At 39.3% G+C, this 15,069-nt stretch carries 16 protein-coding genes; 8 read left to right on the forward strand and 8 right to left on the reverse strand.

What is annotated here, in order from left to right; all coding sequences use genetic code 11:
- Window positions 1–109: 109 nt before the first annotated feature.
- On the forward strand, window positions 110–2,365 hold the full coding sequence (locus tag PNIG_RS18630; RefSeq protein WP_011330002.1) for an acyl-CoA dehydrogenase: 2,256 nt from the start codon (window positions 110–112) through the stop codon (window positions 2,363–2,365).
- A 119-nt stretch (window positions 2,366–2,484) separates the two neighbouring features.
- On the opposite strand, the gene PNIG_RS18635 is transcribed toward PNIG_RS18630, so the two are convergent.
- Complete coding sequence (locus PNIG_RS18635; RefSeq protein WP_089369233.1) at window positions 2,485–3,036, reverse strand: outer membrane beta-barrel protein; 552 nt, start codon at window positions 3,034–3,036, stop codon at window positions 2,485–2,487.
- Window positions 3,037–3,503: 467 nt separating this feature from the next.
- Here PNIG_RS18635 and PNIG_RS18640 point away from each other — a divergent pair, with 467 nt between their 5' ends.
- The 6 genes from PNIG_RS18640 to PNIG_RS18665 all read left to right on the forward strand — a co-directional run bounded on the left by PNIG_RS18640 (window position 3,504) and on the right by PNIG_RS18665 (window position 8,456).
- On the forward strand, window positions 3,504–4,460 hold the full coding sequence (locus PNIG_RS18640; RefSeq protein WP_089369234.1) for a phosphotransferase: 957 nt from the start codon (window positions 3,504–3,506) through the stop codon (window positions 4,458–4,460).
- A 145-nt stretch (window positions 4,461–4,605) separates the two neighbouring features.
- The gene (upp, locus tag PNIG_RS18645) at window positions 4,606–5,235 is read left to right on the forward strand and encodes a uracil phosphoribosyltransferase (protein WP_011330005.1); all 630 of its coding nucleotides are present in this window, start codon (window positions 4,606–4,608) and stop codon (window positions 5,233–5,235) included.
- A gap of 24 nt (window positions 5,236–5,259) precedes the next feature.
- A complete protein-coding gene (locus tag PNIG_RS18650; protein ID WP_041454985.1) occupies window positions 5,260–6,501 on the forward strand; it encodes a uracil-xanthine permease family protein in 1,242 nt (413 codons plus the stop codon).
- A gap of 80 nt (window positions 6,502–6,581) precedes the next feature.
- A complete protein-coding gene (locus PNIG_RS18655; protein WP_089369235.1) occupies window positions 6,582–7,457 on the forward strand; it encodes a hypothetical protein in 876 nt (291 codons plus the stop codon).
- 212 nt (window positions 7,458–7,669) lie between these two features.
- Window positions 7,670–8,059 carry a cytochrome b562 gene (locus PNIG_RS18660; RefSeq protein ID WP_011330008.1) on the forward strand — a complete coding sequence of 130 codons (390 nt, stop codon included), beginning with the start codon at window positions 7,670–7,672 and terminating at the stop codon, window positions 8,057–8,059.
- 10 nt (window positions 8,060–8,069) lie between these two features.
- Complete coding sequence (locus PNIG_RS18665) at window positions 8,070–8,456, forward strand: OsmC family protein (RefSeq protein ID WP_011330009.1); 387 nt, start codon at window positions 8,070–8,072, stop codon at window positions 8,454–8,456.
- A gap of 73 nt (window positions 8,457–8,529) precedes the next feature.
- Here the strand turns inward: PNIG_RS18665 and ykgO are convergent, their stop codons facing one another.
- On the reverse strand, window positions 8,530–8,664 hold the full coding sequence (gene ykgO, locus PNIG_RS18670) for a type B 50S ribosomal protein L36 (RefSeq protein ID WP_011330010.1): 135 nt from the start codon (window positions 8,662–8,664) through the stop codon (window positions 8,530–8,532).
- Between the two features lie 265 nt (window positions 8,665–8,929).
- On the opposite strand from ykgO, the gene PNIG_RS18675 reads away from it, so the two are divergent.
- Window positions 8,930–9,199 carry a hypothetical protein gene (locus PNIG_RS18675; protein ID WP_011330011.1) on the forward strand — a complete coding sequence of 90 codons (270 nt, stop codon included), beginning with the start codon at window positions 8,930–8,932 and terminating at the stop codon, window positions 9,197–9,199.
- Window positions 9,200–9,335: 136 nt separating this feature from the next.
- On the opposite strand, the gene PNIG_RS18680 is transcribed toward PNIG_RS18675, so the two are convergent.
- From PNIG_RS18680 to uvrA, 6 genes are all read right to left on the reverse strand, one after another.
- Window positions 9,336–9,545 (reverse strand): cold-shock protein, encoded by a 210-nt coding sequence (locus PNIG_RS18680; protein WP_011330012.1) that lies wholly within the window; start codon window positions 9,543–9,545, stop codon window positions 9,336–9,338.
- Between the two features lie 189 nt (window positions 9,546–9,734).
- A complete protein-coding gene (locus PNIG_RS18685) occupies window positions 9,735–9,944 on the reverse strand; it encodes a cold-shock protein (RefSeq protein ID WP_011329603.1) in 210 nt (69 codons plus the stop codon).
- 190 nt (window positions 9,945–10,134) lie between these two features.
- Window positions 10,135–10,341, reverse strand: a complete 207-nt coding sequence (locus tag PNIG_RS18690; protein WP_011330013.1) for a cold-shock protein — start codon at window positions 10,339–10,341, stop codon at window positions 10,135–10,137.
- Window positions 10,342–10,924: 583 nt separating this feature from the next.
- Window positions 10,925–11,149, reverse strand: coding sequence for a hypothetical protein (locus tag PNIG_RS20090; RefSeq protein WP_208619498.1), 225 nt, complete (start codon window positions 11,147–11,149; stop codon window positions 10,925–10,927).
- Window positions 11,130–11,855, reverse strand: a complete 726-nt coding sequence (locus PNIG_RS18695) for an IS110 family RNA-guided transposase (protein WP_208619499.1) — start codon at window positions 11,853–11,855, stop codon at window positions 11,130–11,132. Before PNIG_RS18695 ends, PNIG_RS20090 begins: the two co-directional genes overlap by 20 nt.
- A gap of 529 nt (window positions 11,856–12,384) precedes the next feature.
- Complete coding sequence (gene uvrA / locus PNIG_RS18700; protein ID WP_089369236.1) at window positions 12,385–14,949, reverse strand: excinuclease ABC subunit UvrA; 2,565 nt, start codon at window positions 14,947–14,949, stop codon at window positions 12,385–12,387.
- Between the last annotated feature and the right edge of the window lie 120 nt (window positions 14,950–15,069).

Consider the following 15,069-nt stretch of genomic DNA (forward strand, 5'->3'; position numbering starts at 1 on the left):
TAAAGAAAATAAATTGAAAAAACTGTTAATTATTTGCATAGAGTAATTGATCTAATCGAATTTTTATGACGTAATGTAGTTATTATTATCTGGTCGGATGAGTTCAATCATGAGTTTACGTACAAAATTAAAAAAAGTATTACCAAGTATTTCAATTACTGAACAAGAAGCGCTAGACGCCGGCGATGTATGGTTAGAAGGGTCTATCTATCAAGGTAAACCTGACTTTAGTGCACTACGCGCCGTGCCAGCTGCAGTATTAAGCGCAGACGAAAAAGCCTTTATTGATGGCCCACTGCAAGACTTGTTGGGTATGATTGATGACACCGAAATTCAAAATGGCATTCATTTACCGGATTACATTTTAGACTTTTTAAAGAAAGAGCGTTTCTTCTCGCTGATCATTCCTAAATCGTTTGGCGGTTTAGAGTTCAGCCCATACGCTAACTCAACAATTGTAGCCACTATTGCCACTAAAAGCTCTGCAGTAGCGGTAACAGTAATGGTACCTAACTCGTTAGGCCCAGGTGAGCTATTACTGCATTTTGGTACGCAAGAGCAACAAGCACACTACCTACCACGTTTAGCAAATGGTACAGACATTCCATGTTTTGCATTAACTAGCCCAGAAGCGGGTTCTGACGCAGGTGGCATTCCAGATTTAGGTACAGTTACTAAAGGCATGTACAACGGCGAAGAAGTACTAGGTTTAGAAATTACGTGGGACAAGCGTTACATTACACTGGCGCCTATTGCGACTGTATTAGGCTTAGCATTTAAAGTTGTTGACCCTGATGGTTTGCTTGGCGGCAAAGAAAACCTAGGTATTACCTGTGCGCTTATTCCTAAAGAGCACCCGGGTGTAGAGTTAGGTAATCGCCATGATCCTATGAATATTCGTTTTTATAACGGTACTACGCGTGGTAACAAAGTATTTGTACCTATGGACTTTATCATTGGTGGCCAGAAAAACATTGGTCGCGGTTGGCAAATGCTAGTTAGTTGTTTAGGCGCAGGGCGTGGTATTTCATTACCAGCACTGGGTGTAAGTACGGCGCAAGTTGCATTTAAATCAGCGTCTGAGTACGCTGCTGTGCGCGAGCAATTTGGTTTAGCAATAGGCCAGTTTGAAGGTATTCAAGAAAAGCTTGCCGATATAGCAGGTAAAACATACCTACAAGAAGCAATGCGAGTGCTTACAACTGAAGGCTTAGGCATGGGCTTAAAACCATCGGTAGTAACTGCAATTGCTAAATACCACATGACTGAGTTGGGCCGTGATGTACTCGACTCTGCAATGGATATTCAAGCGGGTAAAGCAATTCAAAATGGTCCACAAAACACGCTAGCAAGCGGTTATGTAGCACAGCCAATTGCCATTACGGTAGAGGGCGCGAATATTCTTACTCGTAACCTGATGATCTTTGGTCAAGGTGTAATGCGTTGTCATCCATACTTACAATCTATGGTTGAATCAATTCATAGCGAAGATAAAAATGCAGATAAAGAATTTAACCGTATTTTACGTAAAACAGTAAGTTACAGCGTAGCAAACAGCTTACGTGCGTTCCGCTTGGGTGTATTACCATTTACAGCAGGTGCAAGCTCAACGTTACCAGAAGTACGTGAATACGAAAAAGCAGCACATAAACTGTCAGCTAAATTAGCTGTATATGCAGATTTCTCGCTACTTGTACTTGGCGGTAAGCTTAAGCAAGCAGAAATGTTGTCGGCACGTTTAGGTGATGTAATGAGCTTTTTATACGCGGCAATGGCGTCAATTAAATACTACGAGCAAAAAGTATCAAGTAGTGAACGTGAGCAAGCAGCACCGTATTTTCATTATGCAACTCGCTTTGCACTACAAAGTGCTGAAGAAGCGCTGCACAAGTTTTTAGATAACTTCCCTGCAAGTGGCACGCGTAAGTTCATGCGTTTTATTACCATGAATTACTCAACTAAAATGCCAAAAATTAGCGACGACTTAATTCGTGAACTAGCTAAGCAAGCTCAGCTAGATACGGCCTTTAAAGCGCAAATTACGCATTTAGTTAAGCCAGTTAAAGGTGATGGACATTACATTAACGAGCAAGCGTACAAAGCTAAAATGGCATCGCTTGGTGAGTTGGCTAAAGTTAAAAAAGCACTGCGTGCTAAAACAATTAAAGCGGGTATTCGTTTTTCAATCACACTTGATAACGCACTTGCGGCTAATGTAATTACAGCGGCTGAACATACTCAGCTTATTGATTACAACACTAAGCGCGAAAAAGCGATTCGTGTAGATGAGTTCGATTTTGATATGAACTTACTTGACGACAACGCACAACCGGTTAACCCACTTAAAAGTGTTGTAAACCAGTAATCACCCGGTGTAAATAAATTCAACAATGTAAGCGCCTGTAGTTTGGGCGCTTTTTACGTTTTTAAAGAAAGCCCCCAAAAGTTAATTGAGGGGCTTTTTGTAACTTAATGAGGAGCTATTTAAAATAAATAAGAAATAGTTAAGTTACCCGATACAGCAACGTAGGTGCCTGTGCGGTACATAAAATCTTCATATTCATCAGCTTGGCGTAGAGTTAAAACAAAATCTAAAGCCGCAGGGCCCCAGTTGTAGCCTAAGCCGCCACCAAGTTGAAAGCCTGACATAGTCTCATTTTCACCCAATGCACTCCACTTATCTGAAAAGAAACCAGCACCGCCATAGCCCCTAAAGCCTTTTTTAGACAAACCCACACCCCCGTAAGCCATTAGGTCGAATCCATCACTTTCTATCGCTGAAAAATCGTCGTTTTCTAATGAGAAGTAGGTAGCTCTAATTTGAAAGTGATTATTAACAGCATAACCAGCAGCTATATTAAAACCACTAAAATCCAAATCTTCGCTTGAGCTATTGTCATTGGCTAATGTGAACGCGTAAGCACCCGCCCCAATACTCCAATGTTTTTGAGGTACTGGTTCTAGCTCATTCGCTTGTACAAAAGAGCCTAGTAATAAAGAAGATAGCAGCAAAGTTCCCTGGAATGTTTTTTTCATTATTTTTCCTATTTTGATATTTTAAAAGTACGATTTAAAGATAATTCTCATAAAGCATATTCAGGTTTTAACGACTAAAAAATTTAGCCCGTTACACCAAGTAAGCAGCATGTATGATGTTATAGAGATGAAATCGGCGAGAGAATAGCGCATACAAAAGCAAGTGTCTAATGTTAGGTTATTGTATTTATTGAGTTATTTGCAATGGTGGTGTGGTTGGGATACTTATCATACTAATTGTGAGCGGTATGTGAGCGGTATGTGAGCGTGTATTGAGCAATGCTGCTAATTGTTTTCTGTTTTTTGATTTAAAGATGAATAGAGGTAATAGCTAACGTTAATGAAAATAAATTTATAAATAAAATTGTTCTTTGTCACTTAAGTAGTTTTTACTATTAAATAACACTTTTTATAATAACAACGCTTTGCGTTAAACTAACTAAAATTTATTAATATTAAGTGCGGCTATGGCTTTTTACCTTTCTTTATTACAGCAACAGTTTAAACAGATAAAAGTGGGGGCTACGCTGACTTCTTTGTGGAGTGGTTGTGGCAGCATAGTGGCTTGTGAGCTTGACGGACAGGCGTGTGTTATAAAGGCGGTGAATATTCCTGAGGTTATAAATCACCCAAAGATTAAACAAACGGCGTTTGCTGTTAATCGTAAGCGTAAATCTTATAATGTTGAATACTACTTTTATAATGATTGCAGCCAGCAGTTACCTAATAACGCTGCTGCTATTGGCTGTTTAGCCGCAATCCAAAATGATCAGCAATATGTGCTGGCGTTTAACGATTTTACCCAGCAGGGCTATGTACAAGCTTTGCCTCAAGACTATCGCGAGGTTATTAAATGGTTAGCGCATTTTCATGCGTTTAATTTAACAATTGAAGCTGTTACTCACGCGGCTGAAAAGCTATGGTCACAGGGCAATTATTGGCATTTAAGTACGCGTCCCGATGAGCTTACAAAGCTCCAGCAATCAGCTATTAAGCAGGTTGCAGCTAAGCTAAATACGACATTATGCAATAGTGCATATAAAACAGTAATTCATGGTGATGCCAAGCTGGCAAATTTTGCCATAAACAAACAGCAGCACGTGCTAGGGTACGACTTTCAATATGTAGGTGCTGGTGTTGGGGTTATAGACGTGATGTATTTTATGACAAGCTGCTTTAACGAAACACAATTGCATCAGCATGCTGATAGTTGTTTAGAGTGGTATTTTAGCGAATTGAAGTTAGCATTAGGCGTTTATCATCCTAAGGTAGAGGCAAGTAAAGTGATTAACGATTGGCGCAATTTATGGAGTGTTGCATGGGCCGATTTTTATCGTTTTTTAGCAGGGTGGAGTCCAGAGCATAAAAAAATAAACAGTTACATGTTGCTTCACGTAAATAGTGAGTTAAAAAAACACATTTAATTAACGCTTGAATTAGGTATATTGCCTTAATATCAGGCAAAATAATGTTATTTGGCAGCAATTGTGAAAACTTAACGAAAACTGCAGGCCAAATGCACTTTTTTACTATAAAATACCGCAAATTTTATTACTAGGTTTTTTTAATATGGCTATTCACGTTATAACTCATCCCCTTGTTCAACATAAATTAGGCTTAATGCGCTCCCATGGAATTAGCACTAAAAGCTTTCGTGAATTGTGCTCAGAAGTAGGTACATTATTAACCTACGAAGCAACTCAAAACCTACCGTTAGAAGATAACGAAATTACCAGCTGGGATGGCACAAAGTTAAATGTGCAGCATATTAAAGGTAAAAAAATTACTGTAGTGCCTATTTTACGTGCGGGCTTAGGCATGATGGACGGTGTGATGCAGTTATTGCCGGCTGCCAAAGTAAGTGTTGTAGGCCTTGAGCGAAACGAAGAAACATTAGAGCCAATTCCATACTTTGAAAAGCTAGTAAGTAATATTAATGAGCGTTTAAGCTTAGTGATAGATCCTATGCTTGCAACAGGCGGCACTATGATTGCCACTATTGATATGCTTAAAAAAGCAGGCTGTAAAGAAATCAAGGTGATTGTATTAGTTGCTGCTCCTGAAGGGGTTGAAAAAACATTAGCTGCCCATCCAGATGTAGAAATATATACCGCATCGGTAGACAGCCACTTAAACGATAAAGGCTATATTGTGCCTGGTTTAGGTGATGCAGGTGATAAAATTTTCGGTACGGTTTAAGTGAAAACAGTGCAAAACGATACGATGAAAAACAATGCCATGTTCTCAATAAAAACGATACTTACTGGTGCGCAAATGTTGTTTGTAGCATTTGGTTCATTAGTATTAGTACCGCTGTTAACAGGGCTTGATCCAAGTGTTGCTCTTTTTACTGCGGGCTTAGGTACGCTATTATTTCAGTTTGTTACTAAAGGCCAAGTACCCATATTTTTAGCGTCATCGTTTGCTTTTATTGCACCGATTATTGCCTCAATACAAATGTGGGGCATACCTGCCACTATGGGTGGTTTAATGGCGGCTGGTTTTGCTTATATGCTATTGAGCTTTTTAGTTAAATTTAAAGGCACTGAAACGCTACATAAAATATTACCACCAATAGTAGTCGGGCCAGTTATTATGGTTATTGGCCTAGCTTTAGCACCGGTTGCGGTAAACATGGCCATGGGCAAAAGTGGTGACGGCAGCACGCAAATTATTGCTTATGATAGTGCTATTTACATCTCATTATTTTCTTTAGTGGTTACGCTTATATTAGCGGTATGGGGTAAGGGTGTATTTAAACTTATTCCAATATTAGCAGGGGTGATAGCTGGTTATAGTTTATCGCTTGCTATGGGCGTAGTACAATTTGACGCCGTAACCAATGCACAGTGGTTAGCTGTGCCTAACTTTGTTTTACCTGAGTTTAAATGGCAAGCCATTTTGTTTATGGTGCCGGTGGCGATTGCTCCCGCTGTTGAGCATATTGGCGACATGATGGCGATTAGCCAAGTTACCAATAAAGATTTTTTGAAAAAACCAGGGCTACATCGCACTCTATTTGGCGACGGATTAGCTACCTCAGCAGCATCATTGTTTGGTGGGCCGCCAAACACAACTTACTCAGAAGTAACCGGTGCGGTAATGCTGACTAAAAACTTTAACCCAAAAGTGATGATATGGACTGCAATTATTGCCATTACTTTAGCCTTTATAGCTAAAATGGGCGCAAGTTTACAAACAATTCCAGTGCCGGTTATGGGCGGCATTATGATTTTATTGTTTGGCTCAATTGCAGTGATTGGATTAAACACTTTAGTTAAATCTGGGGATGATTTAAGCGAACCGCGTAATTTAAGCATAGTAGCGCTTATTTTGATTTGTGGTATTGGTGGAATGCATATTGGCAGTAGTCAGTTTAGCCTAGAAGGCGTAAGCCTCTGCGCTATTTTAGGCATAGTGCTAAACTTAGTGTTACCAAAAGCCGAGAAGAAAACCGCAGCTTAAATTTATAGATAAGTTAAACTAACCTAATAGCGCATATATATGCGCTATTTTTTTATCTAAAATAAAGGCGCAATAGAAATATGGATATCAGTGATTTTTTAGCAAAACATCAACTACCAATAAGCTATCAACAGCAGTGTGAACAGTTTTTTATTCCGGTAGCAAAAAATATATTGCACGCTAAAAAAACCAATACTCCGTTATTTGTTGCTATTAATGGCAGCCAAGGCTCGGGTAAAACCACCTTGGCTGATTTTTTAGTAACTTGGTTGGCAAAAAATAGTTCGTTTAATAGCATAGCGCTTTCTATTGATGACTTTTACCTTACTAAGCAGCGCCGACTGCAGCTTGCAAAAAATGTACACCCGCTACTTGCCACTCGCGGCGTACCCGGCACGCACGATGTAGCTTTAATGAAAAGCACACTTGAGCAGTTACTAGCAGGGCACAGTGGTGTGCCTCTACCTCATTTTAATAAGCATTTAGATGACAGTGCACCACATAACGAGTGGCCGCGTAATAATACCGCTGTCGATATTATTATTTTAGAAGGGTGGTGCGTAGGTAGTAAGGCACAATCGGCATCAGCATTAACTGCGCCATTAAATGAGTTAGAGCAAAATGCAGATAGCCAAGGTGTTTGGCGTAACTATGTGAACAATTGTTTAAAAACAGAATATTTAAACATTTTTGCTAAAGTTGATTATTTAGTGATGCTTAAAGCCCCTAGTTTTGCTGCCGTATTTGCATGGCGAAAAGAGCAAGAGCAAAAGCTTATAGCCTTAAAAGGGCAAGGTGCAGGCACTATGAATGACGCCCAACTTAGATACTTTATTGCTCATTTTGAGCGTGTCACTCGAGAAAATTTAAACACACTAGCATCAACAGCAAACGCCCTTGTAACACTTAACGAGCAACGGGAAATTAGTTGCTTGGAGTTTAAGCTGATTAATTAAAATGTTATGTCAGCAGCAACTGTGGCTTGCTATAACAAGGTTGAGTTTACTAAGCTCCTCAAAAAAGTCGCTCTTTACTCTTTAAGTTTGCATCTAAAGTGTAAAGGGGCTTTACACAGCGAACAAGGCTAAACATTACACACTTTCATTTGCGGTTACTTACTAGCGTATTATTGGTATAATCGACGGAGTTTTTAATTGAAAGGTTTATCATGAAGTACTTTTATTTTGTTTTTATTTTACTCACGTCATCAGTCTCAATTGCCAGCGCGCCAGTTGACCTTGAAATTAATATGAAAAACACGGGGCTTGCATATAAACAAGCAGTGCAAGCGACTAATATTGACGAGTTTAACCTTGCGATTAATGAATTCATCTCGTTAGTGGAAATAAGTAAAACAGCTAAGTTTTATAAAGAACCAGAGCAATCATTACAAGGGCTTGATAAAGTCATTGCTCAGGCTGAGCTTGCAAAACAAGCTGCTAACCTACAAGGTTTGAGTGCGGCTAAACAGCCACTAAAAAACATAGATAATTTACGTAAAAAGTACCATGAGTTACATGAGCCTCCAGGCTTTTTTGAATTACTATTTGGAAAATAAGGGACCCTCGATGGAAATTTCAGTTGCAATGTTAGATGGCCAAAAGCTCAGTGCTAAATTTGGCGATCATGAAGTGATAAGCGATCAGAGTTTGGCTGCAGGTGGCAACGCAGAGCACCCAGAACCGTTTGATTACTTTTTAGTGAGTATGGTGTTATGTGCAGGTTTTTATGCAAGAAAGTTTTGCCAACAACGCGATATTTCGACACAAGGGATGTCACTTAAGCAAAATAACGAAAATGTGGATGAAGATGGTAAAAAGTTATTTTCTATTGAGATAACACTCCCAGATGGATTCCCTGATAAGTATAAAAAAGCACTGGTTGCCGCGGTAAATACATGTACCGTGAAAAAAGTAATTCAGGCAGTACCTGAATTTTCAGTGGTAGTTAAATAACTAGTTAAATAAAGTCACTCTGTGTTGCACACAACACTGAGTGACTGCTTTATAAAGTGATAGTGGTTAAATGCTATTTCTTTTTCATACCCTGAACAGCTTTAAAGCGCGGGTTCTCCTTACAAATCACAAACACGCGTCCTTTACGTTTTACAACTTGACACCCTGCACGCTGCTTAGCACTTTTAAGTGAGCTTAATACTTTCATTTTATACCTCATTAATAAATAAAATAGGGAAATTCTCATAACAGCATTACGTTATGTGATATTATATCATTTTATTCATCAGGATCTATAGCCACTCAAAAAATTATTTAATAAGCATTTAAAAACCATAATTGCTGGCTATTTATGCAAACAAATCAAAAAATGAGCAGTTAAACCAAAAGTGCTGGCTATTGGCGTTTAGCCTGTTATAACTATAATTACATTCGTTAAAAATAGCATAAACAGTAGATCTCAGAGGTAACATATGAGCGACGCAATACAAAAACAACAACAAATAGATCAAGGAGTAATGGATACTCTAAAAGAGCGCGACCATAGTGTTTTAGCACAACAAGTAAACCCCTTAACTTGCACCCATAATGATATTATTGAGTTACTTGCCCAATATATGGCATTAAGTGAACAGGATAACGATGATCTATTTGATCACTGGTTTGATAATCTAACTAAAGAGCAGCATACAGTACTAAAAGTATTTGAAGTGTATCGTGGGCAATACGAACATCAAAACTAGCCTAATAATAATCTTATTTATTGCTATGAAAGCTAAATAACAATGCTATATAAGTATAGAAAAACAAAAAACCCACTTATAGCCAAGCTATGAGTGGGTTTTTAGTGCGCTTTAAAAACGCATCAGCTAAAACAGCTTAGATAGCTACGATGTTTTCAGCTTGTGGGCCTTTTTGACCTTGTGTAACAGTAAACTGTACGCGTTGGCCTTCAGCTAGAGTTTTAAAACCGTCGCCAGAAATTGCGCTAAAATGTGCAAAAACGTCTGCGCCAGATTCTTGCTCGATAAAACCAAAACCTTTTGCTTCGTTAAACCATTTTACTGAACCAGTAGTTGTATTAGACATAATAATATCCTTAAAAATTAATAAAAGTGTGCCTGAAAATAGGCGATTGAGCCGGAAAAAACCTATATTTAACTTGAGGATAACGCGAAGGATTATTACTAATATCAACGTGGTACTTACAAATAAACAGTATTTCTTTCAAACTTATATAAATAGATGGGTTATAAATAACCCATCAACTTAAACATCTTAGATACAAACGATGTTTTCAGCTTGTGGACCTTTTTGACCTTGTGTAACAGTAAACTGTACACGTTGGCCTTCAGCTAGAGTTTTGAAACCGTCGCCAGAGATTGCACTGAAATGTGCGAAAACGTCTGCGCCAGATTCTTGCTCGATAAAACCAAAACCTTTAGCTTCGTTAAAAAACTTTACTGTACCAGTAGTTGTATTAGACATAATTGTATCCTAAGAAATTAATAAAAAATGTGCCTGAAAGTAGGCGATTAAGCTGGAAAAAATAAATATTTAACTTGAGGATAACACAAAGGATTATTACTAATATCAACGTGGTACGTACAAATAAACAGAACTTCTTTCAAACTAATATTCATTAACGGGTTATTACTAACCCATTAAATTAAACAATTTAGATGCAAACAATATTTTCAGCTTGCGGGCCTTTTTGACCTTGTGTAACAGTAAATTGTACACGTTGGCCTTCAGCTAAAGTTTTGAAGCCATCGCTAGTAATTGCGCTAAAATGAGCAAAAACATCAGGGCCAGACTCTTGTTCAATAAAACCAAAACCTTTTGCTTCATTAAACCATTTAACTGAACCAGTTGTTGTAGACATAGTAGTATCCTAAAAAATTAAAGTGCGCCCTATATAAGGCAATGTAAAGAGTAAGAAAACATATATTTAACTGAGGATAGCGCGAAGGATTATTACTAATAACAACGTGGTACTTACAAATAAACAGGGCTTTCTATCAACCCGATGCGAAGTACTTTAACAGTAACCTCAGCCGGACATCAAGTTTTATTTAGATTTATTTTTACCACTAGCAAAACGTACTGGCTTTTACGGATTATAATTTGTTAAATTATTTCAGGTAAAGAACGTTATATTAAGCAGTAACTTAAAAGATGAATTACTTGTTAATTACAGTTTTTATTATATACAGCAAGATAATGAGCTGTACGAAGTTAAATTACTAACACTAGGGTCTTATATGGACTCCCTATTAATGTCAAAAATAAAATTGAAATAAATTAGATGCTAGCTTATATACGGGCTCAAATTGAGGAGCTACCCCTGGCCTCAAATGTATTCGCACCTTCATGACTTTTCTGTTGAGCAGTTTTTCAAACTTCAGACCCTAACAGTCTATTGAAGGTCGGTCTTACCTATTTCAATCGATCTTTCTGACAAGTTTTTAAGCCACAAGTAATTGTGGCTGATAATCTTTGTTATGCTTTTGCATTGCAAAAGCCGTTCTGATTGTTTTATTTGCTAACGCTATTGCGGCTACTTTTTTGCCTCGACGTACACTTAATTCTTTTAACCATATATCTTTTTGGCTACGAACTTCTCTTTTTTCTAGTTGTGAAACAACAGCTAATGCGCCTTTATACAAAGCACTACGCAGCTTCTCGACCATTTTTAAAATGGGTTGTATTACCTAGTGCTATTTTAATCAGTATTGCACAGACCGGTCCCACGCCTTCTAATGCTTGCAAGCGTATACAGGTTTGATCTTCTTTAATTACTTCATGCAATTGCTTTTCAATCAGCTTCACCTCTTCGACCGCCTCAGTAAAACGCTGATAAACTCGGTTAATTGTGAAGCGAAAAGCGCCTGTTAGGCTGTTTTCAGCATCTTCTAATATCTCAGGTATCGCTTGGGTCAACTTCGTATCCCCTTGAGCAATTGGGTAACCAAACTCTAACAATAAAGCTCTTAGTTGATTACCTAAGCTGACTTTTTGTTTGACTAATAAATCACGCATACATTCAATGCCTTGTAAGCATTGCTCTTGCACTGAAAGTAAACGACTTCCTTTTATATGAGGCTGTCTCGCTGCAACTGAAATAGCCAGCGCATCATTTGCATCGGTTTTCTGCCCTTGACGAAACGCTTTTACCTGTCGCGCGTTGATCGCTTTGATCTGGTGCCCTGCCTGTTTAGCAAATTGCGCCCAATAATGCGTACCACCACATGATTCCATAGCAACTAAAGATTGCTGTTCTTTAATTAATAACTCTTTAAGCTTGGCTCTGCTTATTGTTTTGTTATAAATAACTTTGCCATTGCTTTGCGTTTTGCAAACTTGAAATAAATTTTTTGCTAAATCAATCGCTATCACATTACAATTCAACATGTATGGGCTCCTTAGTAAAAGTTTGAACACTTATTACGTTACTTCTGATGGAAGTGGGAGTCCATACATCTGTTGATCTTTCAAGGTTAAATTTGCAGCAGTGTGTTTGGTATTTAGGCAAGGCTGAGCCTATGTGGTGTGGTTATTCCCCATAAATAGGCGATAACGTAGCATCAATGCCAAATATGCGCTGCCCGAAGGGTTCTGCCTAGGGGCGATTAACTCTTTGTTGCTCGGTTTTTACTTAGCCCACTAGGTTACAAACCTCACGCCGTGATTAAATCGCCCCTAGTTTGAACAAATTTCAATCCGTAAAGGTCAACAGACCCTAGAGTAATAATCAATAAAATCATTAATTAACAAAAGCTTATGTTGTTTTGTGTTTGATTCGGGTTACATGCACTTTTTAAATATAAAACGTATAAATTGGCAAAACGAATTTTGACTTTATACTGCTGGCCCACTAAGTTATTTACTTATGTCGAGTGTTTAACAGTATTGTTATAGCTGTATTTTAGGCTAATAAAAAGGGAGCTGTTTGGCTGGCTTTTGACTTTGCGACCTGTGCAGGGGAGCCTTGAGCAACAATTTGTCCGCCATGATCACCCGCACTGGGGCCCATGTCGATAACCCAATCGCTATTACTGGCAACCTGCATATCATGTTCGACCATAATAACGGTATTACCTGCATCTACAAGCTTATTTAATTGCACCATCAGCATTGCTATATCAGCTGGATGCAGGCCGGTAGTAGGCTCATCAAGTACATAAAGAGTATCACCGCGTTGTATGCGCTGTAATTCGGTTGCAAGTTTAATACGCTGGGCTTCGCCGCCAGATAACTCGGTTGCTGGCTGGCCGAGGCGTAAATATCCTAGGCCTACTTGTAACAAAGTGTCCAAAGCTCGCGATATTTGTGGTTCATCTATAAAAAATTGATGTGCAGATTCAACCGTTAAATCGAGTACTTGAGCAATGTTTTTATCGCGATAATACACTTCAAGTGTTTGCTCGTTATAACGCTGGCCTTGGCATACTTGGCACTGTGAATAAACACTTGGCAAAAATAACAGCTCAACACTAACAAACCCCACACCCTCACAATTAGCACAGCGGCCTTTTTTAACGTTGAACGAAAAGCGGCCCATATCGTAGCGTCGAGCTTTAGACTTGTTAGTGGATGCAAATAATTTGCGGACGTGATCAAATAAGCCAGTATAGGTGGCGAGGTTTGATCTGGGTGTACGCCCGATTGCCTTTTGGTCTACATTTACTAGACGTTTTACGTGCTGCATGCCATCTGTAATTTGCCCGCCAGTGGGAATTTCTAGTTCTTGCTCTAATAACTCGGCTTCGTCAGTTGGGCTCTCTAAAGTAGCTTTTTGTCCTAACGCATCATAGACCAGATCTACTAAAGCTTGACTAATGAGGCTTGATTTACCCGAACCAGAAACGCCGGTAACGGTTGTCATTACGCCCAATGGAAATTCAACATCTAATTTTTGTAAGTTATTACGCTCAATTGCTGCGAGCTTTAGCCAGGCTTGAGGTTGTCTGCAAGTGTGTTTGGTTATCGCGTCTGCAGTAAATAAAAATCGAGCGGTATGAGATTTAGCAACGCCTTGTAAACCACTAATAGGGCCGCTGTAAATCACTTCACCGCCATGCGTACCAGCATCTGGACCAACATCAACAATCCAATCGGCATGTTTAATCACGTTAATATCGTGTTCTACAACAAATACAGAGTTACCAGCTGCAATGAGTTGATCAAGCGCCCCAAGCAATGCTTGGGTATCTGCTGGATGTAGTCCTGCCGAGGGTTCATCTAAAACATAAACCACACCAAACAGTTGTGAACGAATTTGGGTTGCTAGTCGTAAACGTTGCAGTTCGCCTGCAGATAAAGTAGGTGTGGTACGTTGCAACGACAGATACCCTAAGCCAAGCGTTGTGAGTGCCTCTACTCGGGCCAAAATGTCGCTGGCAATTCGCTGAGCTACAATTGCTTTTTCTCTATTGGGCGCATTTTGGGTTGGCTTTATGTTAGCAATATCACGTAATCGCAGTGCTAGCTCTGTTAGTGTTAATTGTGATAACTCACCAATATCAAGGCCTGTAAACTTGACCGACAAGGATTGCTGTTTTAATTTTTTACCTTTGCAATCAGGGCATTCCGAAATTTGCATAAACTGTGATACGCGTTTTTTAGTTCGCGGGCTTTGCGTGGTAGCAAAAGAGTGCAAAATAAAACGTTTAGCACTTGAGTATGTACCCATGTAACTCGGCTTCTCATTTTTTTCAATGGCGTTGCGAGTTTGCTCTTTGCTATATTGCGGATAAACAGGTACAACGGGAGTTTCGTCGGTAAATAGAATCCAATCGCGGGTTTTTTTAGGGAGTAATTTCCATGGTGTATCAATGTCATAACCAAGAGATACAAGTATACGGCTGAGGTTTTGTCCTTGCCACGCAGGTGGCCATGCAGCTATGGCGCGCTCGCGAATTGTTTTTGTATCATCAGGTACAAGTAACTTTTCAGTTACTGCAAACACTCGGCCAATACCATGACACAAGGTGCAGGCACCTTGTGGGGTGTTAGGTGAAAAGGCGTCGGCGTAGAGTATATTTTGACCGCTAGGGTAGTCGCCTGCACGAGAGTAGAGCATTCGCAGGGTATTAGAAATAGTAGTTACACTTCCCACAGATGAGCGAACCGATGGGGTGCCTCGTTGTTGTTGCAGTGCTACTGCAGGAGGTAGGCCGTTTATGTCATCTACATCGGGCTCATCTACTTGGTCAATTAATCTTCGCGCGTAAGGCGATACTGAATCGAGATAGCGGCGTTGTGACTCGGCAAACAAGGTGCCAAAAGCAAGAGATGATTTTCCAGAACCCGATATACCAGTAAAAACGATGAGTGCATTGCGGGGTAAGTCTACATCAACATTTTTTAAATTGTGAACCCGCGCGCCTCGGACCTGAATACAGTGCTCAAGTGCATTGGAAATGCTGTGTGTTTGCTGTTGAGGCGTGTGGTTGACAGACTGTGTTGCGTTTTTGCTGGTACTGCTCATAAAATTGCTGCTCCGGATTATATCGTGCTTTTCAATTTTTGCTTTAGTTTGGCGTTGTTAGTCTAGCTTGTTTACCTTAACGTACCTGCATTTATACTTCAAACCTGCATTTTAGTTTAT

This window comes from Pseudoalteromonas nigrifaciens (assembly GCF_002221505.1).
GTDB classification, from domain to species: domain Bacteria; phylum Pseudomonadota; class Gammaproteobacteria; order Enterobacterales; family Alteromonadaceae; genus Pseudoalteromonas; species Pseudoalteromonas nigrifaciens.